The sequence below is a fragment of the Paraliobacillus ryukyuensis genome (assembly GCF_003315295.1).
GTDB lineage: Bacteria > Bacillota > Bacilli > Bacillales > Amphibacillaceae > Paraliobacillus > Paraliobacillus ryukyuensis.
Genome location: NZ_QNRI01000007.1, coordinates 129,982 through 153,175, shown reverse-complemented (window position 1 = coordinate 153,175; position 23,194 = coordinate 129,982). Strand labels below are relative to the sequence as shown.

18 protein-coding genes, 14 tRNA genes and 1 rRNA gene are annotated in these 23,194 nt (G+C 32.4%); 27 read left to right on the top strand and 6 right to left on the bottom strand.

The window, feature by feature from the left end:
• From rrf to DES48_RS11125, 17 genes are all read left to right on the top strand, one after another.
• A 5S ribosomal RNA gene (gene rrf, locus DES48_RS11205) occupies positions 1-112 on the top strand; the annotation flags it as partial.
• A gap of 10 nt (positions 113-122) precedes the next feature.
• A tRNA-Asn gene (locus DES48_RS11200) sits at positions 123-197 on the top strand.
• A 4-nt stretch (positions 198-201) separates the two neighbouring features.
• Positions 202-293 (top strand) — tRNA-Ser (locus DES48_RS11195).
• 25 nt (positions 294-318) lie between these two features.
• A tRNA-Glu gene (locus tag DES48_RS11190) sits at positions 319-393 on the top strand.
• Positions 394-396: 3 nt separating this feature from the next.
• Positions 397-472 (top strand) — tRNA-Val (locus DES48_RS11185).
• Positions 473-519: 47 nt separating this feature from the next.
• Positions 520-596 (top strand) — tRNA-Met (locus DES48_RS11180).
• 7 nt (positions 597-603) lie between these two features.
• Positions 604-680, top strand: a tRNA-Asp gene (locus DES48_RS11175).
• Between the two features lie 28 nt (positions 681-708).
• Positions 709-784 (top strand) — tRNA-Phe (locus DES48_RS11170).
• A gap of 9 nt (positions 785-793) precedes the next feature.
• Positions 794-879, top strand: a tRNA-Tyr gene (locus tag DES48_RS11165).
• Between the two features lie 30 nt (positions 880-909).
• A tRNA-Trp gene (locus tag DES48_RS11160) sits at positions 910-980 on the top strand.
• A gap of 14 nt (positions 981-994) precedes the next feature.
• A tRNA-His gene (locus tag DES48_RS11155) sits at positions 995-1,070 on the top strand.
• 6 nt (positions 1,071-1,076) lie between these two features.
• Positions 1,077-1,151: transfer RNA gene (locus DES48_RS11150), tRNA-Gln, on the top strand.
• Between the two features lie 6 nt (positions 1,152-1,157).
• Positions 1,158-1,232, top strand: a tRNA-Gly gene (locus DES48_RS11145).
• Positions 1,233-1,244: 12 nt separating this feature from the next.
• Positions 1,245-1,318 (top strand) — tRNA-Cys (locus tag DES48_RS11140).
• Between the two features lie 10 nt (positions 1,319-1,328).
• Positions 1,329-1,410, top strand: a tRNA-Leu gene (locus tag DES48_RS11135).
• A 167-nt stretch (positions 1,411-1,577) separates the two neighbouring features.
• Entirely contained in the window at positions 1,578-2,093 is a 516-nt protein-coding gene (locus tag DES48_RS11130) for a hypothetical protein (protein WP_113869239.1), read from the top strand.
• 145 nt (positions 2,094-2,238) lie between these two features.
• Positions 2,239-2,994, top strand: a complete 756-nt coding sequence (locus DES48_RS11125; RefSeq protein WP_170126205.1) for a helix-turn-helix domain-containing protein — start codon at positions 2,239-2,241, stop codon at positions 2,992-2,994.
• Between the two features lie 66 nt (positions 2,995-3,060).
• Here the strand turns inward: DES48_RS11125 and DES48_RS11120 are convergent, their stop codons facing one another.
• Both DES48_RS11120 and DES48_RS11115 read right to left on the bottom strand, forming a co-directional pair.
• Positions 3,061-5,025: a UvrD-helicase domain-containing protein gene (locus DES48_RS11120; RefSeq protein ID WP_113869236.1), complete on the bottom strand. Its 1,965-nt coding sequence runs from the start codon at positions 5,023-5,025 to the stop codon at positions 3,061-3,063.
• Entirely contained in the window at positions 5,025-6,926 is a 1,902-nt protein-coding gene (locus DES48_RS11115) for an ATP-dependent nuclease (protein ID WP_113869233.1), read from the bottom strand. The genes DES48_RS11120 and DES48_RS11115 overlap by 1 nt, the downstream gene beginning before the upstream one ends.
• Positions 6,927-7,126: 200 nt before the next feature.
• Here DES48_RS11115 and DES48_RS11110 point away from each other — a divergent pair, with 200 nt between their 5' ends.
• Positions 7,127-7,534 carry a hypothetical protein gene (locus tag DES48_RS11110; protein ID WP_147232406.1) on the top strand — a complete coding sequence of 136 codons (408 nt, stop codon included), beginning with the start codon at positions 7,127-7,129 and terminating at the stop codon, positions 7,532-7,534.
• A 62-nt stretch (positions 7,535-7,596) separates the two neighbouring features.
• Here the strand turns inward: DES48_RS11110 and DES48_RS11105 are convergent, their stop codons facing one another.
• Positions 7,597-8,892 carry a hypothetical protein gene (locus tag DES48_RS11105; protein ID WP_113869229.1) on the bottom strand — a complete coding sequence of 432 codons (1,296 nt, stop codon included), beginning with the start codon at positions 8,890-8,892 and terminating at the stop codon, positions 7,597-7,599.
• A 338-nt stretch (positions 8,893-9,230) separates the two neighbouring features.
• On the opposite strand from DES48_RS11105, the gene DES48_RS11100 reads away from it, so the two are divergent.
• The 5 genes from DES48_RS11100 (at position 9,231) to DES48_RS11080 (ending at position 12,205) form a co-directional block, all read left to right on the top strand.
• The gene (locus DES48_RS11100) at positions 9,231-9,497 is read left to right on the top strand and encodes a hypothetical protein (protein WP_113869227.1); all 267 of its coding nucleotides are present in this window, start codon (positions 9,231-9,233) and stop codon (positions 9,495-9,497) included.
• 119 nt (positions 9,498-9,616) lie between these two features.
• The gene (locus tag DES48_RS11095) at positions 9,617-9,940 is read left to right on the top strand and encodes a hypothetical protein (RefSeq protein WP_113869225.1); all 324 of its coding nucleotides are present in this window, start codon (positions 9,617-9,619) and stop codon (positions 9,938-9,940) included.
• Positions 9,941-10,085: 145 nt separating this feature from the next.
• A complete protein-coding gene (locus DES48_RS11090) occupies positions 10,086-10,337 on the top strand; it encodes a hypothetical protein (protein WP_113869223.1) in 252 nt (83 codons plus the stop codon).
• Positions 10,338-10,555: 218 nt separating this feature from the next.
• Entirely contained in the window at positions 10,556-10,903 is a 348-nt protein-coding gene (locus tag DES48_RS11085; RefSeq protein WP_113869258.1) for a DUF4062 domain-containing protein, read from the top strand.
• A gap of 279 nt (positions 10,904-11,182) precedes the next feature.
• Entirely contained in the window at positions 11,183-12,205 is a 1,023-nt protein-coding gene (locus DES48_RS11080) for a hypothetical protein (RefSeq protein WP_147232405.1), read from the top strand.
• Between the two features lie 31 nt (positions 12,206-12,236).
• Here the strand turns inward: DES48_RS11080 and DES48_RS11075 are convergent, their stop codons facing one another.
• Positions 12,237-13,061, bottom strand: coding sequence for a tyrosine-type recombinase/integrase (locus DES48_RS11075; RefSeq protein WP_113869219.1), 825 nt, complete (start codon positions 13,059-13,061; stop codon positions 12,237-12,239).
• Positions 13,062-13,406: 345 nt separating this feature from the next.
• Here DES48_RS11075 and DES48_RS11070 point away from each other — a divergent pair, with 345 nt between their 5' ends.
• Positions 13,407-15,896: a DEAD/DEAH box helicase family protein gene (locus DES48_RS11070; protein WP_113869217.1), complete on the top strand. Its 2,490-nt coding sequence runs from the start codon at positions 13,407-13,409 to the stop codon at positions 15,894-15,896.
• Between the two features lie 276 nt (positions 15,897-16,172).
• Here DES48_RS11070 and DES48_RS11065 read toward each other — a convergent pair whose 3' ends face one another.
• Positions 16,173-16,724 (bottom strand): hypothetical protein, encoded by a 552-nt coding sequence (locus DES48_RS11065; RefSeq protein ID WP_113869215.1) that lies wholly within the window; start codon positions 16,722-16,724, stop codon positions 16,173-16,175.
• A gap of 481 nt (positions 16,725-17,205) precedes the next feature.
• Between DES48_RS11065 and DES48_RS11060 the strand changes: the two genes are divergently transcribed.
• The 3 genes from DES48_RS11060 (at position 17,206) to DES48_RS11050 (ending at position 21,235) form a co-directional block, all read left to right on the top strand.
• A complete protein-coding gene (locus DES48_RS11060; RefSeq protein ID WP_113869213.1) occupies positions 17,206-18,327 on the top strand; it encodes a hypothetical protein in 1,122 nt (373 codons plus the stop codon).
• Between the two features lie 257 nt (positions 18,328-18,584).
• Complete coding sequence (locus tag DES48_RS11055) at positions 18,585-20,612, top strand: P-loop NTPase family protein (RefSeq protein ID WP_113869210.1); 2,028 nt, start codon at positions 18,585-18,587, stop codon at positions 20,610-20,612.
• Between the two features lie 62 nt (positions 20,613-20,674).
• Complete coding sequence (locus tag DES48_RS11050; protein ID WP_113869208.1) at positions 20,675-21,235, top strand: hypothetical protein; 561 nt, start codon at positions 20,675-20,677, stop codon at positions 21,233-21,235.
• 452 nt (positions 21,236-21,687) lie between these two features.
• Here the strand turns inward: DES48_RS11050 and DES48_RS11045 are convergent, their stop codons facing one another.
• Positions 21,688-22,800, bottom strand: coding sequence for a hypothetical protein (locus DES48_RS11045; protein ID WP_147232404.1), 1,113 nt, complete (start codon positions 22,798-22,800; stop codon positions 21,688-21,690).
• Positions 22,801-23,194: the final 394 nt, after the last annotated feature.

Here is a 23,194-nt window from a genome sequence, read left to right as displayed (position 1 = left end):
GTGACAATAGCGAAGAGGTCACACCTGTTCCCATGCCGAACACAGCAGTTAAGCTCTTCAGCGCCAATGGTAGTTGGGGCTTTGCCCCTGCGAGAGTAGGACGTCGCCAGGCATGAATCCATTCCACAGTAGCTCAGCGGTAGAGCAATCGGCTGTTAACCGATAGGTCGTAGGTTCGAATCCTACCTGTGGAGCCATAATGGAGAGCTGTCCGAGTGGCCGAAGGAGCACGATTGGAAATCGTGTAAACCGCTATCGTGGTTTCGAGGGTTCGAATCCCTCGCTCTCCGCCACTTTTATACACAGATTCATTGTATTGGCCCGTTGGTCAAGCGGTTAAGACACCGCCCTTTCACGGCGGTAACACGGGTTCGAGTCCCGTACGGGTCACCATTTGGAGGATTAGCTCAGCTGGGAGAGCACCTGCCTTACAAGCAGGGGGTCGCAGGTTCGAGCCCTGCATCCTCCACCATTGCAGAAAACTTAATTTTATAGTAGAATATATACGTTCTACATTATCGCGGGGTGGAGCAGTCTGGTAGCTCGTCGGGCTCATAACCCGAAGGTCGTAGGTTCAAATCCTGCCCCCGCAACCAAATTATTGGTCCGGTAGTTCAGTTGGTTAGAATGCCTGCCTGTCACGCAGGAGGTCGCGGGTTCGAGTCCCGTCCGGACCGCCACTAATTTTATAGTGTACATATTTATGTTGGCTCGGTAGCTCAGTCGGTAGAGCAACGGACTGAAAATCCGTGTGTCGGCGGTTCGATTCCGTCCCGAGCCACCATTTTTATTTGGAGGGATAGCGAAGTTGGCCAAACGCGGCGGACTGTAAATCCGCTCCCATCGGGTTCGTAGGTTCGAGTCCTACTCCCTCCACCATTTCAAATTTTAATATTTTCCATAGCATATAGGGGTATAGTTTAACGGTAGAACAGAGGTCTCCAAAACCTCCGGTGTGGGTTCGATTCCTACTACCCCTGCTTTTCTAATTATGGCGGTCGTGGCGAAGTGGTTAACGCACCGGATTGTGGTTCCGGCATTCGTGGGTTCAATCCCCACCGGTCGCCCCATATTATTGGGCTATAGCCAAGCGGTAAGGCAACGGTTTTTGGTACCGTCATGCGCTGGTTCGAATCCAGCTAGCCCAGCCATTCCAAGCGAAAGTAGTTCAGTGGTAGAACACCACCTTGCCAAGGTGGGGGTCGCGGGTTCGAATCCCGTCTTTCGCTCCATTTTTATATTTAGGCGGTATAGCCAAGTGGTAAGGCAGAGGTCTGCAAAACCTTTATCACCGGTTCAAATCCGGTTACCGCCTCCATAGTTCACATGCCGGTGTGGCGGAATTGGCAGACGCGCACGACTCAAAATCGTGTTCCTTCGGGAGTGTCGGTTCGACCCCGACCACCGGTATCTACATTATACACACAAACTACAAAATATTATTATCGTAACAGAAAAGACAGGTAATTGCCTGTCTTTTTTTTTGTTCTTGGTTTTCAAAACAGAATGTGCTCATATTAGCGGATATATTTTACCATCTACGTTAAAATTATAGCAAAATATGGAGGTGAGCACATGTGGGAAAAATAATTGAATTTCCTTGGCATAAGATTGGTATGATAGCGATTATGCTTTATTTTTCTTTATGCTTTACTACTATATGTTTACCTTTAATGTGGTGGTATTATAAAATTCCTACATCGAATTATTACTTTTTTTCACTTTGCACATTATTCTTTGGTGGTTTAATTTTTAATATCATTCTTGCGAAGATATATCCTATAAAAGCAGAAGAATTACAGAAGGGTTTTCCAAAAAGCTTTGTCATAATCGTATTTTTAGGAAAGTTTATTTTGTATTTATTATTTTGTTCTACTATTTATGTATTAACTAATAATGTAGTTCTATGCATATATCTTCTAATGTTTTTAATGTCGGGGGGATATTTTTGGTATTGCATTCTTCGAGGTTATATCTTAGCAAGAAACAATTATAAAGGTCCTGAAATTAATAATAGTATTACCTCGCAAGGGAAGGTAATCGTATTTTCTATTCCCGCTTCTTTAGTAATTGGATATATAATACTTCTTTGACAGGCTATATTGATATAGCTGTAGGTAGTAACTAAAATGTTCTAATAAAAAGTATTAAAAATTATTTAACCACATCTATCCAATTTTAATATAGGGGCCGTAAATTACGATGATAAAATATCAGTGAATGAAGGGCGGAATGACAATGAATAGCGAACCACCAAAAAAAATGTTAAGTGATCAATTACAGCGTTTGATAGAAATAAATGGTTTCGATGTTTTTAGAAATTCACTAATGGAGTGTCTAGAATTTGACCGTACAACTCTGCAGAAATACTTAAATAATGAACGAGAAGTATCTTTAGAAGAAATTGTTCAGCTTGCAAATTTGTTTAACACATCAGTAGATTATTTAGTGGGGAATTCTGATTATATATTGGACACATGGGACTTTGATTTCCTAGAAGAGTTCTTTCAATACTCATCCAAAAAAATCAAAGAACATTTTAAGGATAGACAGAACACACAGATATCCAGTAAAGATAACATTGATGCTATAATATTTGGGCTTATTACCTACATGACATTTTCAAGGACTGGAAAATCATTTGAGGATCTTGATAAAGATGAAATTGCCAATAAATCAGAAGTATTTGATGAGATAATATCTATATTTCATAGTTGTATCACCATGAGTAATCAGGATTGTTTTGACATAACAGAGTTAAGGGCATTGAATAGAAATATTGTAGATTATTTGTTTGGTGATTTCAGTTTTGTGAATGAGAGAATACTAAATGGTCTAGAAGATAATGTAGAAAAGGCAGACATTGATAAGGTTCTATTACTAAAGGATTCTATTAATCAAAATATTAGGCGTAGCCAGAGGGCTCTTAAGGTACTAAATAAACTGTCTATAAATGAAGGTAGTAGGGAAAATGCGAAAATATCTTCTACATGAAGGTTTAATTAATAAGCATTGGGTATACATTGCCCAATGCTTATTAAAACTTACATAAATAAAGATTTAAGTTTGTGATACAATTACTTGTTTTTCTTCTGCTTTATTTTCGAAGGGTTGAGCATCTACAATATTCCAACCCAGATCCACAAGATCCACTTCATGACCTTCTAATGCTTCTTCACGTATTGCTACGCATAACAAATGCGACGGGCGTGACATACCTACATATGCGAGTTTTAACATTTGTCCTTGTCTTTTCTTTGGTTTTGTATGATTTCCCTTTAGATAGTCTATAATCTTACCTTCATCAAATTCATAAGCGTAAGAAAAGGTTTCTAAATATAATGTAGCAGTATGCGTTTCTCCTTTGACACCATGTATAGTGTCGATATTAATAGGAACGTTATCCCCGTTTTCTAAAACATAAAGGTAATCTTTTTGTTTCTTGAAGTCCGCTACCATTTCCTGTTCTTCGGTCTCTAAATTAATGGTAAAGAAATTAGATAGAGTTTCTTTTGCTACTGTTTCCTTGAAATGGGGTAAAAATTCATTACATAAGAAATTTTTAAGGTCAGTTTCAATGTTAAGGCCGGAACTTATTTTTAATGTCCATTCTGTCATTAATTTTTCAATATGATTAAAGCCTTTTTGTGAATTATTATTGAGATAATCAATTAGGCTCTTCTCAGTAAAATAGCGAGATTCATTTTTTATATTTAGGTGCCGTAAAAAGTTGATAAAGCATTTAATGAATATATCTCTATAATTTTTTGCTGACGAAGAGTTTAGTTCGATTAAAAGACTTATATAGTCTTTAAAAGTTTTTGTTTTCTCAAAAGGAGACTTTTCTCTTTTTTTAAAATACGGATAGTAACTAGGAATTACTATTTTTTCGCTATCACTATTATGAGTTACTCTGCCTACAGCTTTAAATGTCCGATTACCTTCTTGTGCTAAACCATTCCTATCGATTAATTCTCCAAAGGTAGGAAGAACTCTTTGTATATTATCTTTATTAAACTTTATTATAGTTGGTTTAATACCACGAATGCTATCATTTCCTTGTAAATTTTGTGGGCTAACACAGATTGTTTTGATTGAATTTGCGATAGATTGCGAGAACCTTAGACTATTTTCCAATGAAAGGGGTTCTCCTTGAATAAAGTTGTCGACATCATTTGAACCATTATCCTCATATATTGCTTGATTACGATCACCATAGAATTGGGTAACAACCTTATCAGAATCAAATAGACTCTGGATAACTAGTTGTTGGTCATTTGATGTGTCCTGCATTTCATCTATAAATAAATACTTAAATCTTGCCGAGAATAATGTTTTAACTTCCGGAAATTTTTTAATATATTCCTGTGCAAGAACGAATGCTTCTTGAAAAGTTAGAATCCCTCGTTTAAGTATTTCCTTTTTAAGAGTTGATAATATCTTGTATGTTTCAGTTTTCTCACTATAAACCTGTTTTAGTGGTCTATTTCCCCACATCAGAGTTAATTGTCTTTCATGATTTTCTAGACGTAATAAAGAGTGAACTGGAGAGTGGACCGCTCTCTTAAGAATCGGTACTCTATACCTTCTAAGAATTTTTGCGAATTCCTTGGAAAATTCATTTTTGTAAAACTCATCATCAATGATTTGGATATCCTTTTTGAAAAAGTATTGGTATGCAGGGATCGCTAAATACCTATTTACAAAAGATTGAATTGTCGAGAAATTATTTGGATAATTGAATAGTCTAGAATTACGATTACCTATTTTATCTTTGATTTCATCGATAGCAACGTTTGTATGTGTGAGAACACATATGCCTTGATTATTATCCAGTGGTAACTTTCTTTCAAAAATTAATAACTTTGCTAAAAGAGCAGTTGTTTTACCGCTACCCGGACACGCAATGACATCTTTGGATGTTAAGCATTTAATAACATTCCTTCTTTGGTCATCGAAACTAGAACCATTTGGAAGTAATATTTCCTCAGCCCAATTAATATCCTCATCAGTAATTTGATACATTACTCTTTCACCTCACTAACACCTGCAGCATATTTAATTGCATTAACAAGATATTCTAATAAAGGTTCTGAAAGTAATTTTGCTCTTATTGAATTAGGGTTCTTTTTAAACTTCGTTAGTAGAATATCAGAAAGGCATTGTGCAATAATTGCTTTAGATACTTTATCGCTTTCTTTTGTAACGATATTCTCATAAATTTCATAAGCAATACGTTCAGATGAGTAATTTTTTTCCTCGTTGTCTTTCATATATTTCTTTATGGCTTCTTTCACATTTTCTTTCTTGTTATCAGTAAGCCCTACAGTATCACTGTTTTGTATTTTCTTAGCCCATAATACCGCTCTGAGTACGTCCTCTTGAAAAGAACTCCTTGCAAAGTCATGTTCTAAAGTCCATATTGGCGAAATGAATGCTTTTACGTTTTGATTATTTAGTCTAACTGTTATCCTTTTTCTTTTTTCATCAGCAGCCTCTTGGGGAGGGTTGATTAATTTGTCTTGGTTGTCTATTTCTGGTTTTAAATCCAAATCTGTTATACATGAAACGGGTATATTTATAGTTCCATTTTCAGGATTCGATCTTATAAATATTCTTGAGTATCGTAGAAACGCTGTACTACCCACATTAAGAACAGTAATACCGTTCTTAGATAATGGGATTCCTATTATTTTAGCAATCGTCGGAATTAATATATTCTCTGCATCCCCTTCAACCATAATAACCCCTTGTGCAAAAAATAAATCTGCTTTTGTAGAATCCAAGAATCTTTCTAAAAACAAATAATCCCCTTTTAGAAGCCCGATTTCAATTGGGTTTAGAGAGAACACTTTGTCGTTTTGGCATATAAACATAGTTTCTAGTGGTATTTTTGAAGCTAGTGATGTGCTATGGGTGGTAAGTATTATTTGTATATCACTCTCGTCTGACCGTTTTTGCAGGTAATCAATTAGCCTCATTTGTGCTTGTGTATGTAAATGTGCTTCAATCTCCTCAATAAGAGCCAGTTTAAGCCCTTCGTATTCTTTTTGTTGAAGAAAGAGTAATTCCGTTGCAATAAATAATATATTGTGCGAGCCTAAACCGGGTTTTGCGTCTTCGAGATTTAATTGCAGCCGCTCTAAAATGCTTTTTAACTTTATATCAGAAATGTTGAATCGGGACTTTAATGTATTTCTATTACTTGAGAAATTTTCGAGATATTCATTTATATCTTTTAGTATCTGTGCACCGGTTTCTTCTTCGGTATTATGATCTTGGACAGGCTCATCTCCTGCTTCTTCCTCAATAAAATAGTTCATTATCCTAGCGTTAGCATCCTTAATTGCATTCACTAATTCATGTTCCTCTTCATTTTCGAATGCTGAATGATTGATAAGCACCTGAGAAAGCCTCGAGTTTCTTCTTGAGGTCATTTCTATCTCTGCATCTCTAAGGGGCTTGAGAAAGGTGGTTTTTAATAGGTTTCTAGCCTCACCGTTCAAATACTTTCCTGTATCAATTCCTCCAGCTGTTATATCATGGTATACTTTCTTATCCTTTCTCTTGGCGGAAAAAACAACTTTTAGGCTGTATGTTGGTGTCTCTTCATCTTTTTCAATGTGTAGCCACTCTAAAAAGTGTTTTGCTTCTTCAATAGTAAATCCTCTAAATACACATACAATTTCAATCTCATTAGCCCGTTCCTCTTCATTAACCCCTTTTGCTAAATGGAAATCCTCTGTATTTAATCTGATATAATCATTACTGTATGTATTAAGTACAAATTTTATGGCTTCAACTATAGTGCTTTTTCCAGAATCATTTTCTCCAACAAGTACGTTTAGATGTTTATTTAATTTTAGATTAAGCCCCGGATTTCCGTATTTACGGAAGTTTTTTATAGAAAGTTCCGACAAGTACATTTAATCACGCTCCTAAATACAAAATATAATTTACAGAAGGCCTATAAAAATAACAGTGTTGAATTGTTAAGCAAAACAAAAAATGAATACTATTATCCTATCTAATTGTATGTACTTTCCTCTAATCGCTTAAGAGCCTTCTCACAGAAGGGATACTGGAAGCTATAGATATAGATAGTTATCGTGTAGACCAAAAAGAGATGCAAAACATTAATTTAGAAGGAAATACCGTATTGGATCCTGCTTCAACAGGTGGAGCAAGTGTCATAAACGACCCTCAATTAGAGTATTTAAGTGAAATTGTTCGGGATTTTAATGATAAGTTTGGTAAAGACTTGACTGAAAATGATTCCATTCGAAAATTTATGATGGAAGAGCTTCCGCAAAAAGTAGTGGAAAAAGAAGAGTACCAGAACACAAAAAGTCACTCGGATCGTCAAAATGCCAAGATAGCCTTCAAACGAATTATGCAGGAAGTGTTTCAAGATTATATGTTTGACCAGTTTGATATGTATCAGAAATTTACAGAGAATGAAGAGTTCCGTGAGTGGTACACAGATAAAATGTTTGAAATGGATTATCGATTTGATGATAATAGTCCAACTTAATATAAACTGTCCTCTGTAGTGACGGAGGACAGTTTAAATTATTTTAAATTTGGATGATGAAATTAAATTGGTAAATCGTCGCCGTGAAGCAAATTCTCAATGACATTGGGATTTTTAATTCTTTTGATTAGATATTCTAGATTCATATCTACTTTTGAGGATTTTTCGATGTCTTTGATTAATTGCACACAATCTACTACAAGTTTATCCCAAGTAAAATTACTTTCATTTTTGAAATCAAGTAGTATATAGAATATTAATGGAGTGTATGATTCAAAATACGTATATTTATTTTCTCCCTTTTTAAATCTGTAACATTCCTCTTGATAATTCCATTCTACTAGACATTCGCTTTTAGTTGCTTCATTTGCAACTTGAAAATGAAATCTATTATCATAGTTACAAGTATATTTTCTCATTGAGAATGGCTCCTGTAACTTGCCTTCAATTGTATCTATAACTATCTGTTGTACTTCCCGGACAGTTATGTTATTGAAAAATTCATAGTACCCAAATTGTATATATAGATAGTTTGTATCAATATACTTCTCCAATAACTTTTTATCAGTTACCTCAATTTCTAAATTAAAGTAATCAATAATATCCGCTATCTTAACCGCACAATTTACTATATAAAAATCATTGCTGGGGTCAAAACGGTTCGCTCTGTTTTCTGGGTTTAATAATTGTACCTCTGTTTCAGAAGTATATAAATCTCCATCGGCATTTGAAGTATTTCCATAATAGTGAAGTTGGAATTTCCTTATTTTCCTACAGAAATGAGTAAACAACTCATAATCATCAATTCTCCTAGACTCTTCTATAAGAAACATAGTCAAGTCGTAAAAGGAAGTATACCCGTATCTGGAATTATAAAAAAATATATGAATACCTTTTCCATTCTCATTCCATGAAAAGGTATAATTGAAAGCAATTCTATCATTGTATACGTAGAAACTATAAGAGTCACATAAAGTATCGTGTTTCTCATGTAAAATGGTGCAAATTCCACTATTAATTTCTTGCCTTAAATAATCCTCATAACTAATGCCGCTGTCATAATGAAAATTAACGTACGTAATATAAAAATCTAGCAATCTAAGAATATTTAAGATAACATTATCCACATTTTTTTCATCGATGTTTCCTAGAATTTCTGGATTAAGGATAAAATGGGGAGTAATGAAACCTTTAGGGAAATTACACTCTTTGTATTGATAATGCCATTCACCATGTAGCCAAAATAAAATTTCACCGCTCTGTATTTCTAGAAGAAGTTCCCTTAATTCCTTAACTCTCTCCAAAGTCGCCATCCATTCGTTACTTCTCATATCTAGTATTTCTTCTTGATTTGCCATAATCATCTACCTCCTTTGAAATTTTGGTAGGCTGATTATAATTAGTGTTGTGATTGATTGTTTTGATTGTTATGTTAAAGTCCTACAATCTAGTTATAAAACAAATAAAATATTGAATCAAATCTATAGAGCACTTTTTTTGGAAATTATTTCAGCTAATGAAATTTGTATAGTAGCAATGCCCGTTGATAGATACAACCATATATTCCTTTAACGCATTTCATAACTTTGATTTAAGAGTTAGTTTACCCTTGATTTTTGGTGTATTTTTACAGGTTTCCCCTTTCGAGTATGGAATATCATCATGATAAAAATTCTATACGAAAGAGGGAAAAGTAATGGACAAAAGAGAGGAAGCAACCATAGTGCATGCTGATAATAATATGGTTTTGTCTAAAAGTGGTGAATATTTTGTCTCAGTTGTAAAAGTAAACAATTCTTTAAGTGAAGGTAATTATGTAGTAATTGTTAATGAGGAAAATCTACAAGGAGAGCACAGGGATGTTCTATTAAAAAGATTCATTAATACCGGTCATCTTGCTAGATTTCTATTATCTGTGGTTCCGGAATACTTTGTTGAGAAGAAATTTATTAAAGAAACTTAGATGCCATTCAGGAATTAATTACTGTAAAAGATTGAAATTATCTTCTGAGAAACAAGGGATTTGGCTTGGAACATATAAGTTAACAGTGTAGATAAAATACTCTAGAAAGGAAGATTTATATGGATAAGTACAAGGATCAGGTACTGCAAGAAGACAATTTGGTTTACTCTTTTTTTGGTGATTACAACATAGTCATTTCAAAGGAAAATGGTTATGGATGGATGGGAAATAATTCATCTGAACCACTGTATTATGTAATGATTGAAAAGGACGTGGGAGCAGAGCGACAACAAGTTTTGCATCTAAAGGTATTTACAACTATTGGCTTAACAATGAAATACCTATCCGCAATTTTACCGGATTATGTATTTGATGAAAAACTTGTAGAAAGTATAGTTAGTAGAACAAATCAATTAGCATTCGAAAAAATAAGCGAGGGATAATCCCCTTGCTTTCTTTTTGTTAAGCTATAGCATATCTGATTATGTTTCTTGAAAAAACAATGTAGGTATTTTATGATATTTTTAATTATTGAAAAGGAAAAGTTTATTATATGTTTAAAAGTTCATGTAGAAAGGGGGAATCTACATGAAGAATGAATTTTTATGGCAAGAGGATGTTGACTTTTGTGGAATTGTAATACGGTTTGCAATTGTAGAATTTGATGAGGCTGATAAATTTGGTGCATGTGTCGCTCAAATGTTTGGTGATGAATTTGTTATGGTGGATGCAGCGATTTGTAACAATTTTAATGGGGCGAAGAGTTTCCTTTTGAAAAATGCTATTGAGGGTAATTTAGAAAAATTAGAGTTCATAGGTAAAAATTTGGAAATGAATTAAATTTAAACCAACTTAAATCAGTTAAGGGAATGGTCTGGTGTAAATACTGGATCATTCTTTTTTTACTTCAACCAGAAGAATTAGATTAACTTGGGAGGTTCAATAGTAGAATTGGGTGGTAATATGAAACTGATATGAATAAAAACAAATACAAATATATATGTGATAGAATTAAAGGAGATATATTTCTAAACTTTTTACTTGAAAGGGGCGTTATCATGCCAAGGAATGTAACTCAGTTTGATCTATTAATATCTTGCCCTTCCGATGTGAAAGAAGAGCTAGAAATAATAAAAGAGACTGTTGCAGATTTTAACCGCATGTATGGTGCGGCTAATGATACATCAATAGTTACAAAGCATTGGTCTACAGACTCTTACCCTCAATCTGGAGGGAAACCACAGAATCTATTAAACAAACAATTTGTTCTAGAATGTGATGCAGCTGTTGCAGTGTTTTGGACTAGATTTGGTACGCCTACAGATAATTATGGATCTGGAACAGAAGAGGAAATTGAAGAACTAATAAATAGTGGTAAACAAGTGTTTCTTTATTTCAGTGACTGACAGATTAATCCCGCTTCACTTGATCCAGAACAGTATAAAAAAGTAATTGAGTTTAGGGAAAGATATAAAGATAAAGGCATTTATGCTCCATACTCTGATTTGGCAGAATTTAAAAAGGACTTTTTAAACCATTTGTCATTATATTTCGTGAATTTACTTGCAAATGGAAATGAAAGCAAATCTACTAATAGTAGTAATTTATCTGTTAAAGGTGTTAGGCACGGGAAAATTACCGAAAATCCAATAATGTATAAGAGAAGTTATCAAGACTCAAAATTCATGGCAGATATAGAGTCAAATATTCATAGTTTATTTGAACAGGTGAGGAATATTCGACTGCCTGAACAAAACGAAGTAGTTGATGTTTCGGAATCTGAAAAAGATGAAAAAATTGTGGCTCTAGGTGTCAATAATTCATTAGCCAATTTTGGAAAGGCAAATAAAGAATGTCAAGATCAACTTAAAGGCTTTAATTCAATATTTGGTTCTGTTGAAATAACTTTACAAAAGGAACTTCAAAATGAAATAAAATCATTTGCAGAAGAGTCTAATATAGAATTAAATTATAATGACTTTTTTAATATAGGTGAGTTATCCAAGCAAAAGCAACCTTTTGGTGGTGGTCCATTTGGTACAGGGTCGTCCTATTCTTTAGTTGGATCCGAGGATGAAAAAGAAAAATATAGACTATTAGATCAATTATACGAAAAAATTAGTGAATATAGACAGTGGAAATCTTACTTTGAGAGTTTAGATTCTAAGTTTTATATAGATTTATGCTTATCTAATTTTGGCACAAGCTATGATGAGGATGTTGATATTAAGTTATATGTAAAGACTGGTCAATTGTGTATTGGTAAACAATTACCGTTACCCGATAACGATATTTTGGAAACAGCAATCAATTTTACTGAACCCTTTTTTAAGCCAAAAAAATCACTTTCAGTAATTGAATATGATGATTATCCTGAATATGTGTCTGTGTCTCCCCCAGATATCCATTTGTATGGCCTTACTCGTTCATATGAAGAGAAAGTTGAGTCCTATAAAGAAGAATATTTGGAGTCAATTGATGACATCTTTTGCTATGATTACTTTCAAGAAGATGGCTTTGATGTTATTTGCTATAAGCAATCATATATAAAACAGAACACAAATATATATTTTCCATCGATTATTGTATTTCAGAATATACTTAGCACAATCCATTTTGAAATATCGTCAAAATATCTTCCAGAAGTTATAAAAAGGGGAATTAAACCCTATTTTAGAAAAATAATTTACATTGATAGTAACAGATGAAATTTAAAGAGGTGGGACAAATCCACCTCTTTTATTCTGATAACCATAATTTTGATACCGCTTCTTCTTTATCCTCTTCGTTTGGAGCAGAATACCGCATTACCATATCCGCGTTGGAATGGCCCGAAAGGGACTGAACTAAACTAAAATCCTCCCCATTTCGAACTAATTTTGTTATGAAGGTGTGACGTAGTGAGTGCGCATTTATTTTATATTTTTCAAAAATATGTTGAACTGTTCGCTCCGAAACCCTTTTATTTCTATTGGACAAGAACATTGCCTCGTTAAAGTCTTGTCTCGTTTCTAAATACTTTGATATTGCTCTTCTCGTTTCAGATGATAATGGAAGTTGTCTTTCTTTATTTCCTTTACCATATCTTACTGTTAAGGTTCCTTTTCTTTCGCTAATAAAAAGATCGTTGCGATCCAAGTTAACTAGTTCATTAAGCCTGATTCCGGTATTAATTAAAGTCTGTGCAATTGCCATATTTCTTGAGTTTCCCGAACGATCTATCTCTCTGATAAGTTTATTAACGTCATTCCTTGAAAGTGCTTTTGGTGCTTGGTTCATTAAATTTGGAGGGCTAATAACTGAAATATCTTCAATAGCATTTTCTCTATTTGCCCAGCGACTAAAGTGTTTAATTGAACTCCAATGTTTATTAATCGTTGTAGCTGAGTATCTTTTGCTAATTAAGTAATCGATATACTGCTGAACATCTGTACGAGAATATTCTTCCAAATCTGTTCCCGCTCCATCAAGCCATTTGCCGAATTTTGATAAACAAAACAAGTAGGTCTTTATAGTCTGTTTTGATTTACCTCTAAGTCCTTCTTCTTGATATGTGTCTAACATAAAATCACCTCTTTTTAGAATTGAATAATTCCACGACAAATTTTTCTTGAGTTAATGGTCCTTATTGGGCTTTAATTTAATCTAAATAAAGCCAATTATTGCGTAGAATAATAGTTCCACGCAATTTTTCTACGACATCCCCTTTCGTGTCTTGTGTAAAGATTTATACTGTTTCTTTGTCATGATTCAATATGGAAAGTTGTTTTCCTGTTAAATATTATTAATTGGTGATAAAAGGAACTTATAGGTATATAAACTCGTATGAAATGTTGGCATACTTTTCTAACATTATTTAAAGGTTTAAAATAGGTAGTGATAAATAATAAGATGCGGAGGGGTTTATTTGTGATTATTGATTTTGGAAAATTAAATGGTAACAACTCGGTAGACACAGTTATTAATCCAAGAGAGCTATTTGATGTTTTACCAGAAAAGGATGATAAATATGAAGAATATTTAAGAGATGTCCAGACTGAGGTGCTAAATAAATGGTTTGAAGATTATCGGGACAAAAAAGACGTTATTATTAAAATGAATACGGGTAGCGGCAAAACTGTCGTTGGACTTTTGATGCTAAAGAGTTGTCTCAATGAAAATAATGGTCCAGCAGTGTATGTAGTTCCCGATCCGTATTTAGTTAAACAAGTAGTAAATGAGGCTATGAGTCTAGGTATAGATGTTACGGAAAATACGAATGATCCTAGTTTCTTGAAAGGTGAATCAATCCTAATTATAAATATATTTAAGCTAATAAATGGCAAGTCAGTTTTTGGAACTGAAAATGTTAAGATTAATATAGGAAGCATTATAATTGATGATGCCCACGCGTGCCTTGATATTGCTGAAAATCAATTCTCCATAAAAATACCTTATAATACCGAAGTATATGGGGAATTCCTAAATTTGTTTCGAGAAAGTATAAAACAGCAGTCAGAAGTAGGATTAATAGAATTAGAAGCAGGGGACCCTAATGCTAATAGAATTGTACCATTTTGGAGTTGGATTGATAATAAAAGCGAAATCATTAGAATACTACACAATAATAAGGATAGTAATGATGAAAATTTAAAGTCATTAATGTTTGGCTGGCCATTAATAAAAAATAATATAGAACATTGTTATTGTGTAATAGGTAGTGACGGATTAGAAATATCACCTAAATTTTTACCTATACATAATATCCCAAGTTTTCAAAATGCACAAAGAAGAATTTTTATGAGTGCGACAATTTCTGATGATAGTGTTCTGGTTTCCCATTTTAATATAGATCATACCATGATATCACAGGCTATTACGCCTAACAGTTCAAACGATATTGGTGAAAGAATGATAATTGTACCTCAAGAATTAAATCCTGATATTTCTGATGATCAATTAAAAATATTTTATAAAGAAATTTCCCAAACTCAAAATGTTGTAATAATAGTACCATCTAATTATAGAGCAAAATATTGGGAAGACGTAGCTGATAAGATATTAAACTCTAAAAATTTACACGCCGGTGTTGAAGAACTAAAAAAAGGACATGTAGGTTTAGTTGTAGTAATAAATAAATATGATGGAATTGATCTACCTAAAAGTGCTTGTACGGTGTTAGTAATAGATGGACTTCCTGATGTTAGGAGAAAGATAGATAAAATAGAAGAGTCTGCATTACAAGGTAATGAATTACTACTAAATAATAAAATACAAAAAATTGAACAAGGGATGGGTAGGGGAATTCGATCAAAAGATGATTATTGTGTTGTATTTCTAATGGGGCGCTCTCTAGTCAATCATTTATATGTTAATGGTGCAATATCTAGATTTACTGCAGCAACGAGAAAGCAGGTTGAACTCTCATCCCGGTTATCAAAACAACTACGTGGTAAAGATTTGGAAGAACTTAAAGATGTAATAAATTATTCACTAAATCGGGATAAGGACTGGATTAGAACCTCAAGAGGTGCATTAGTGAAAGTGAAATATGATCCAAGTGTTATATTTGATGATAGAATTATAAAAGAACGTGAAGCTTACAACCATGCACTTAATAATAATCATAGAGAATCGACTCAAATCTTATTAAACGTAATTAATGAGGAGGAAAACCAAATTATAAGAGGAGTTATGAAGCAAAAATTAGCGGAATACCTCCATTTTTATGACCCTGTTGAAACTCAACAAACCCTTATGTCTGCTATAAAAGATAATAGTCAGGTGATCCATCCAATTGAAGGTATTCAATATAATCGTCTTATTCCAGCAGATGTTTCTCAAGCACAAGAACTTGTAAATTATATTAATATGAAGTTTAAGGGTCCAAATAAGTATATATTATTTGTGAATAAATTAATCGAGCAATTAGTTTTCATGCCTGAAACTGCAAATACTTTTGAACAAGCATTTATGGATCTGGCATATGTTTTAGGATATAGAGGGCAAAGGCCAGAGAAACAGTTTAGAAAAGGTCCTGATAATTTGTGGTCTGTTGGTAATTCGAAGTACTATGTGATTGAGTGTAAAAATGGTGCTGTTACGGATTACATTAGTAAAGATGACTGCAACCAATTGAATGGATCAATAAATTGGTTTTATGAGAAGTACGATGAAGGCAACAATCATGTACCTATTATGGTACATAAGTCAAATAAGTTCGATTATGCAGCTTCTCCTAATAAGAATATTAGAATCATGAATGAAGGTGACCTTGAAAATTTAAAAACTAATTTAAAGAACTTTGCTCAAGCTGTAGCTGCAAATGCAAATGACGTTAACAAAGTTGATGATTTAATGAAAAGTTTCTTTTTTAAAGAAACTCAGTTCATAGACAAGTACACGTCTAACTTTAAATAATACAGTGAATTTTAATGGGGTACTGTAAGTGGAAACTGAAATATAATGTTGTTTATAGCAGAATGTATTATGAATTAAAAAGAGCCAAAATATACAAGGAGTACATGAAAGCTTGTATATTCTAGGCTCTTTTATCCTTTATATTCACTTCTACTTTTACTAGTAAATTAGATATATTAACCCGCATGTTCTTCATTTAAATCCATTTATTTCTAATGTTCAAAGAAAAGAGAGCTCTACTAATAATTGGTACTTTTACTATTTTCCTGCATTTAATTAGATCGCACCGTTATTTTTTAAGTTTCTCATTATCTGTGGATTGTCATTCTCAACGTTATAAAAAAATACTTCATCCATGTAATTTTCTATATCCCATTTTTTAATACTCCACTCATTTGTAGTGATTAATATTATTTTTCTGGATTTAATTTTTTCTAATTCATCTATAAATCTGCTCAATCTTTTGGGATTATCTAATACTAGTTGAATTGGATAAAATAAAGTAAAAGTATTCTCATTTCCTTTAGGATTAGATTGTGTATGAGTTACATAACTGTTTATGTTAACAGTCATTTTTCCTAACTTATATCTAGTTGTTGATTTAACTGAATTAGGTAACAAATTTCGTTTAAAAGCTCGATTTATATGATCTGATATATCGGACATAGAACTTGTTCTTATAATGCCTAGTTCGAACTCTTTATTTAAGCAGGAGAGAACTACCTTTAATTTTGCATCGTTATCGTACCCTCTTACTAGTAGAGTTTTTTTATTTTCATCGTGTAAGAATTCCAATACGGACGAAACAGCCTTTTGTTCATCAGTCATATTTTAGCCCCCTTTTATCACCATTTTACACCAAAAAGGAATATTTTTCTTATTTGTTGAAAGATACAAAAGGATTGTAATACCCTCGACATAGTTTTTACGATTGAATGACAAAAGTCCACTAAGGAATGACAGGCTGTGTTTAACATTTCAAATCTTGTAGTGTGATAAGGAAAAACATAGTTTTTAGAATCAAAATATTATAGTTACCACACATATTTGATTGATTTCAATAAGATAAATCTTCTGCAATCAGGGCCAGATAGTGAAGAACTCTTATATTGCGTAGCAGATCTATAATACGCAATACATCTTCCTTGTGAAAAATTTTACTTTAAACTGCAGGATAGTCCAACAAGTGAAATAGTGGATATGATAAGATCAGATTAGTTAAAAGTATGGAAAATTATGTATTATAAGGATGTTATCCTTTCTATAATTCTTGGAAAGATAGCTTACTATTAAGATTGGAGGAATCCTAGTGGAGTTAAAAGTAATTCATTCAGTAGAGTTACCATTTATATTAAATCTGCCTAATGATGTATATAACACAGCAGTTAACTTTAGAGGGAGGAATTATTATTTAGACTTACAAATTAGTAATACAAAATATAAAGTAAAGACTACCTATCAAGGAAAAGATGCTTACTTTGAAGTAGAGGAAGATGAAATACCTGCTTTAGTTGAAGAAGAAAGGGATAATTATAGAGAAAAATTACGAACGCATATATCTTGGGAAGTAAAAAAGATATTTAATGTTTCAAACGAGCTAGAAGATATCAGTCAAGAAACTAAGGTGAATAAATTACAATCTATAATTCTATACAATGAAATTGATTACGGGGATAATTTAGTTGAATTTTCAAAGTCGATGTACTCACTTTTCAATGATGAAGAAAAGGTAGAGCTAGGTTACTCTGTCTTAATAGAAAGGCAACTTTCGGTATTATCAAATCCAGATCTGTTCTTATCAGGGATTAATAGGTTAATTAAAGCATATTCAGTATTAAGGGATGACTTTTTTGTTGAAAAATGTACACTACACACATTACGAGGAATTCAAGTAACACAGTTTGTTGATAGTGTTCAGTGGCAAGGATTTAAAAGAATAGGTAAATTACCACCTATTATAAACAAACCGTGGTTACCTGATATTACTCAACAGAAATTAACAGAGTTGAAAAACATTTTGCAGAATGGTGTAGAAGTTGATCCACTTAAATCATTAACTATCGTTGCTAAAAATCTTTTAGAAAAGGGGGAAACAAGATCTGCGATTATAAATATATCGGCAGTACTAGAATATTCAGTTGAAAGAAAGATAAGGACGAGTTTATTTTCTAAAGGTAAGACTGAAGAAAGTATTAATAAGATATTAAACGCAACAAAGATGAATTTTAAGGACAGGTGTAACAAAACACTAAAAAGAGCAACAGGGAAATCACTAGTAATAGATTATCCAACTGAGTGGTATACGGTCGATACTTTCAGAAAGAAATACAGACATTCGATAGCACATTCGGTACTTGAACCTACATATACCGATACAGAGAATATGATAAAAGAGTTTGAAAAAGTAATTGCTATAGTTGAATCGTTATAGGAATTTAAGCTAAACGGTGTGTTCTTTTTGCATCTTGAGTAAATTTAATAAAATTCTTCACAATCAGGCTGAACTAGTTAAACTTATATTATAAAATACCTACACTAAAAATTTGAAAAGAATTTTTAGGTGACATAATATGAAGCTGTAACCATTGAAAAGTGTTAAGAGGAGTTGATTAAGAAGAAAAATTATAGAATTCCATTACAATACGATTAAAAATACCATGCTCCTCCTTATTTGAGAGGAGGGATAAAATGGTTAAAGAGATAAATATTTTAGAAGAAAAAATTAATGTTTGTTTGGATCATGAAGGTTTTAATAAAAAGCCTGAGAAGAAAGAAGTTAGGGAGATTTCAGAAAGAATAGCAGGGATTACTACTTCAATATCAATTGAAGAACTGATGAAAAATGTCACAATTCCAAATGCTAGATCATTTACACCTGCAGTATTTAATGAAGGAAAAAGGTCAAATCAAACTTGGAAAAGTCAGCAGGTTTTTGCCTTAGATATTGATTCCGGGTTGAATATCGAAGGGGCATTAAAACAGAGCGCTGAATTGAGAGTTGAACCTACCTTCGTTTATTCAACTTTCAGTCATTCGGATGAGAATCACAAATTTCGAATGGTCTATGTATTGGATGAAGAAATTCAAGATTTACGGGTTCGAAATGTTATACAAACAGCACTTACAACTTTATTTCCATCGTCTGATAAAAATGCCAACGATGCTGCGAGAATTCTTTTTGGTGGGAAGAAAATTGAATTTGTTAAACGAGGAGTTTTGAGTGTTCCAAAGATTTTGGATGGAGTGGTACAGAAGATAAGGTCTGGATCGAATGCAACGAGAGAGATGAAGAGATTTTGCAAAGCCTCAGGACTGGCATATTTTAAAGGGTATCCTCACTATAAGCAGGTTGAAGAGAAAGACCTGCCTAATGGTGAAGGCAACACTTTATTTATATCTAGGACTAAAAACCGCACCAACACTATTAATTACTATAGTACGCGTGTGAAAAATAGTCATTTTTCATATTACTTGGTTTTCTCGAAGGATTCTTTTCAGGAGGATGAGAGTTATTCACTTGAACCCAGTTCCTTTGGCGAGCCGGAGGTGAAGCAGGTTAGGAACTTCCCTTTTGACAATTTACAAAAAAGGTGCAAACTTTATCGAGAGGGAACTTTAGGTGATTACTGGCTTTACCATAGCGAGATGTTTGGGTTAATGACCAACTTATTAAATATTGAAGGTGGTAAGTCAAAAGTAGTTGAAATTATTAACTCCCGGAAGGAATATCTGACCAAAAAAGAAGAATGGTCATTAATGATGAATCAAATTAAAAAAATGAATTATGCGCCAACAAGATGTGATACCTATTGTCCATTTGTAGGTGAATGTATCCATGCTAATAATATGATTGAGCAAGGTAAATTGCCTAGAGGAAGTGTGCAAGTGTTACAGGAGCCAGAATTTGAGGAAGTTGATATAATATATAAAAAATTGGAAGAAGCCTTCGAGGAAATTATTAAGAATAAAGATCAAGGTGTGTATGTAATTAAAGCACCAACAGGGCTAGGTAAGACAGAAGCAATTGTCAATCTTGCACAAGAAAACAACTTCAGTATTGCATTACCGACTCATAAACTAAAAGATGAAGTGTCTCAGCGTTTAAACGCTAAAAAGATAAAGCATATAAAAGTTCCAGTATTGCCTTTACTCCAAGAGTCTTTTTCAGAAAAAATTGAACACCTATATAATATTGGTGCATACAGAACAGTAAATAAATTTTTAAGACAGATTGCCAATGAAAACGAGGATGTATCTAACTTTCTACAAGACTTGGAAAAAGTAAAATCTTCTAAAAGAGAATTGCTGCTTACCACACATCAGCGAGCAATTTTTACAAATGACGATTCAAACTCAACGCTTATTTTCGATGAAGATCCGATACCAAGTCTTTTTCCAATATATCAAATGAAGGTGTCAGATTTAGTATTTGCATTCACAAAGTTACAAGATAATGAAGTGAATAAGGATGTTATTATTACATTGCAAAACGGTATATTAAATGCTCCAGTTGATATTGTTCAGGAACGGTCATCTTTTTTATTACCGTCTGTAAAGGATTTAGAACAGACTATTGTAGAAGAATCAACCGTTAGTTCAAATGTATTAGGGTTTCTAAATTGTGACTATTTTATTAAGAAAAAAATACACAATACGGATTACATATTTTTTATACAAAGAAATAATTTACCTTTGACAAAAAGGTCATCATTCTAAGTGCCACTATAAATCAGAAAATAGCAAAATTAGTTTTTGGTGAGGAAGTATCATTTATTGATTTGGGACTTGTAAACCCAGTAGGTAACATATTACAGGTTACATCAAAAAGTTTTAGCAGATACACAATCAAAGAAAATCAGAAAGAATTAAAATGCCTAGCCCAAAACCTCATGAAACGTTATAATCCAAAAAGCGAAATTATTACGTACAAGGATTTTTTCAACTCTGATAGAAAAGAAGACATATATTTTGGTAATACCGAGGGAATTGATAGTCTGAAAGGTGAGAATATTACCGTAATTGGAACTCCGCATCTCAATCCAATTGCATATCTCTTAATTAGTGTTGCACTAGGGTACCGCATGGGTCTAGAAGAAAGTAGGATGGAGTATATTCCAGTGGAAAGAAATGGCTTGCGTTTTTATTTTACTACATACAGTAATGATTCTTTGTTGAAAGAAGTACAGTTCTACCTTGTGGAAAGTCAGTTACTACAGGCTATTGGACGTGCAAGGGTAAATAGGTTTCCAGCCAAAGTACTTATTCTAAGTAATTTACCAGTTGTAGGGGCCGAATATATATCATTTTCACAAAAGGAATTAATAGAACTTATGAAATAGAGATGAGTAAAATGCAGTCAGCTACTAAGTTGACTGCATTTTTATTAAAAGAGGATGGATATTATTTATCATTATAACTGTTAATTTTCATTATAATATTAAAAACCATTAGTGTTGAAAAAAATAGTTATAATGATTGGTAATCGTTCATTTTTTTCATTTTTTTCGGCACTTAACATTTTTTTCAGATAAGTTATACCTATACCTATAAGGATTATGTTCATCTAAGGTATGAAAAAAATGAAAAAATTAGGTAATGCAATTAAATAGTACACATTTAATTTTATTTGGCTTATATTGCTCCAAAGCAACAGAAATGGCATTTTTAAAGAATTCGCTATTGTTGACAAATTATTGATCGTTGAGGAGGTTACTTTTTCAATGTAATGTCGTATATTTCGCAATATAAATATCACTAGGACTAACTACAGTAGAATCGATTGATAAACCTTTTATTCGTTATTTTTATTTTTGTTATTTGAATTTGAGTTTTTACTGTTGCTTGTTAGTTTTTCAATAAAAGCAAGTAATGCACCTAATAAAATTGTAATTATGCCTAATGGAACAACAATAACGTTAACAAGTGTTATATTTACCAAGATGATATCTATGAAAATGACAATGATTATTGTTGTTAGAAGCATCATTTCTATTTGTTTAAATATTGGAATTAAATGTTTTTCTCTGAATAATAACAAAAGAACACTAAGCTGTTTAAAGAAGAAATAGAATAACAATAATAAGACGAAAAGAGACATAGCAAAATCTTTATCTCCCCCCCATAATAATATCCAAATATTAATTATGAAATCTAATATGCTTTCAAATAAATTAGAGATGTTACTAGAATATAAATTAAGTATAGTAAAAGTAAAAAGGAAAAATATAATTATACTCCAAACAGGAAGCATATTTATAAGGAATTTTTTAAGTCCTATTCTGGCTATTTCATTCTTTATTTCACTAATTATTTGTTTCTGTGTACTTTTATATTCTCCAATAATTCTTAAGAATTTTGAATATGTGAAGGCCTCACTGTAAGTACGTTCAATTATTCCTTCTTTATTGACTTCTTTTAACGCTAAACTATATGCAGTTCTTCCAGTACTTAATACTTGAGCAAAGTTAAATAGAATTCCAATTAGGATTAAAGAAGTACTAAGAAGAGTTTCGTTGCTTAACTTTGGTAAAATATATACATTAATTTGAGTTAATGAGAAACCTAAAAGTAACAAGAAAATAATTAACCAAAAACTAAATTGTCTTAAAGTACGCTTTAACTCATCTTTAGTTCCTTCCAAAAATAGCATTATTAAAATTAGACTAAATACTACACCAAAAAATACTATGTGACTTCCTTCTAATTGGGGGTAATGAGTGAGTAATTTACTACCAATTGTTATTATAAAGTAGACTATAGTAGATAATAATGTGAAAGTTATTATTGTGTTAATGAACTTTATTTTTATTCGTTTTGTAAGAGTTTTAAAAATGAAATAAACTTCAATTATTACTTTAGGAAAACTATATTCCTTGTTTGATTGGTTTAAAAGTATATGGACCATAAAAGTTAACACCAATAAAAAATATATGTATTTGGAGAGCTCCAACAATAGTATATCGGGGCGTGAAGATAGTAATAGAAAAAATGGTAATATTATTATCGTCAATGGAACACAAAATAAGAACACGAAAACTGCTTGTATTAGAATACATAATATTTGATCTTTAAGTTTATTTCTATCAGGGAATACATTCTTAATAAGTGAATCGCCAAAAATACAAGAATATAAAATGAACTTTCTTAAACTAACCATAGTTACTCCTTTCGTATTCCAGATTATTTCATTATGAAAGATCTAAAAATAAGTCTTAATATTATCAAAGCATTTTAGATATCTTTCTTCAACTAAAAACAAACTATTAAAATTTTTAATGATTTGGAAAGTCTCTTAAATA

Coding starts and splice junctions, on each gene's coding strand:
- DES48_RS11065 (WP_113869215.1), bottom strand. CDS start 16,724: ATGACTGATGAACAAAAGGCTGTTTCGTCCGTATTGGAATTCTTACAC.
- DES48_RS11125 (WP_170126205.1), top strand. CDS start 2,239: ATGAATAGCGAACCACCAAAAAAAATGTTAAGTGATCAATTACAGCGT.
- DES48_RS11115 (WP_113869233.1), bottom strand. CDS start 6,926: ATGTACTTGTCGGAACTTTCTATAAAAAACTTCCGTAAATACGGAAAT.
- DES48_RS11105 (WP_113869229.1), bottom strand. CDS start 8,892: ATGGCAAATCAAGAAGAAATACTAGATATGAGAAGTAACGAATGGATG.
- DES48_RS11120 (WP_113869236.1), bottom strand. CDS start 5,025: ATGTATCAAATTACTGATGAGGATATTAATTGGGCTGAGGAAATATTA.
- DES48_RS11045 (WP_147232404.1), bottom strand. CDS start 22,800: ATGGTCCATATACTTTTAAACCAATCAAACAAGGAATATAGTTTTCCT.
- DES48_RS11090 (WP_113869223.1), top strand. CDS start 10,086: ATGAAGAATGAATTTTTATGGCAAGAGGATGTTGACTTTTGTGGAATT.
- DES48_RS11055 (WP_113869210.1), top strand. CDS start 18,585: ATGGTTAAAGAGATAAATATTTTAGAAGAAAAAATTAATGTTTGTTTG.
- DES48_RS11075 (WP_113869219.1), bottom strand. CDS start 13,061: ATGTTAGACACATATCAAGAAGAAGGACTTAGAGGTAAATCAAAACAG.
- DES48_RS11095 (WP_113869225.1), top strand. CDS start 9,617: ATGGATAAGTACAAGGATCAGGTACTGCAAGAAGACAATTTGGTTTAC.
- DES48_RS11100 (WP_113869227.1), top strand. CDS start 9,231: ATGGACAAAAGAGAGGAAGCAACCATAGTGCATGCTGATAATAATATG.
- DES48_RS11085 (WP_113869258.1), top strand. CDS start 10,556: ATGCCAAGGAATGTAACTCAGTTTGATCTATTAATATCTTGCCCTTCC.
- DES48_RS11110 (WP_147232406.1), top strand. CDS start 7,127: ATGCAAAACATTAATTTAGAAGGAAATACCGTATTGGATCCTGCTTCA.
- DES48_RS11080 (WP_147232405.1), top strand. CDS start 11,183: ATGGCAGATATAGAGTCAAATATTCATAGTTTATTTGAACAGGTGAGG.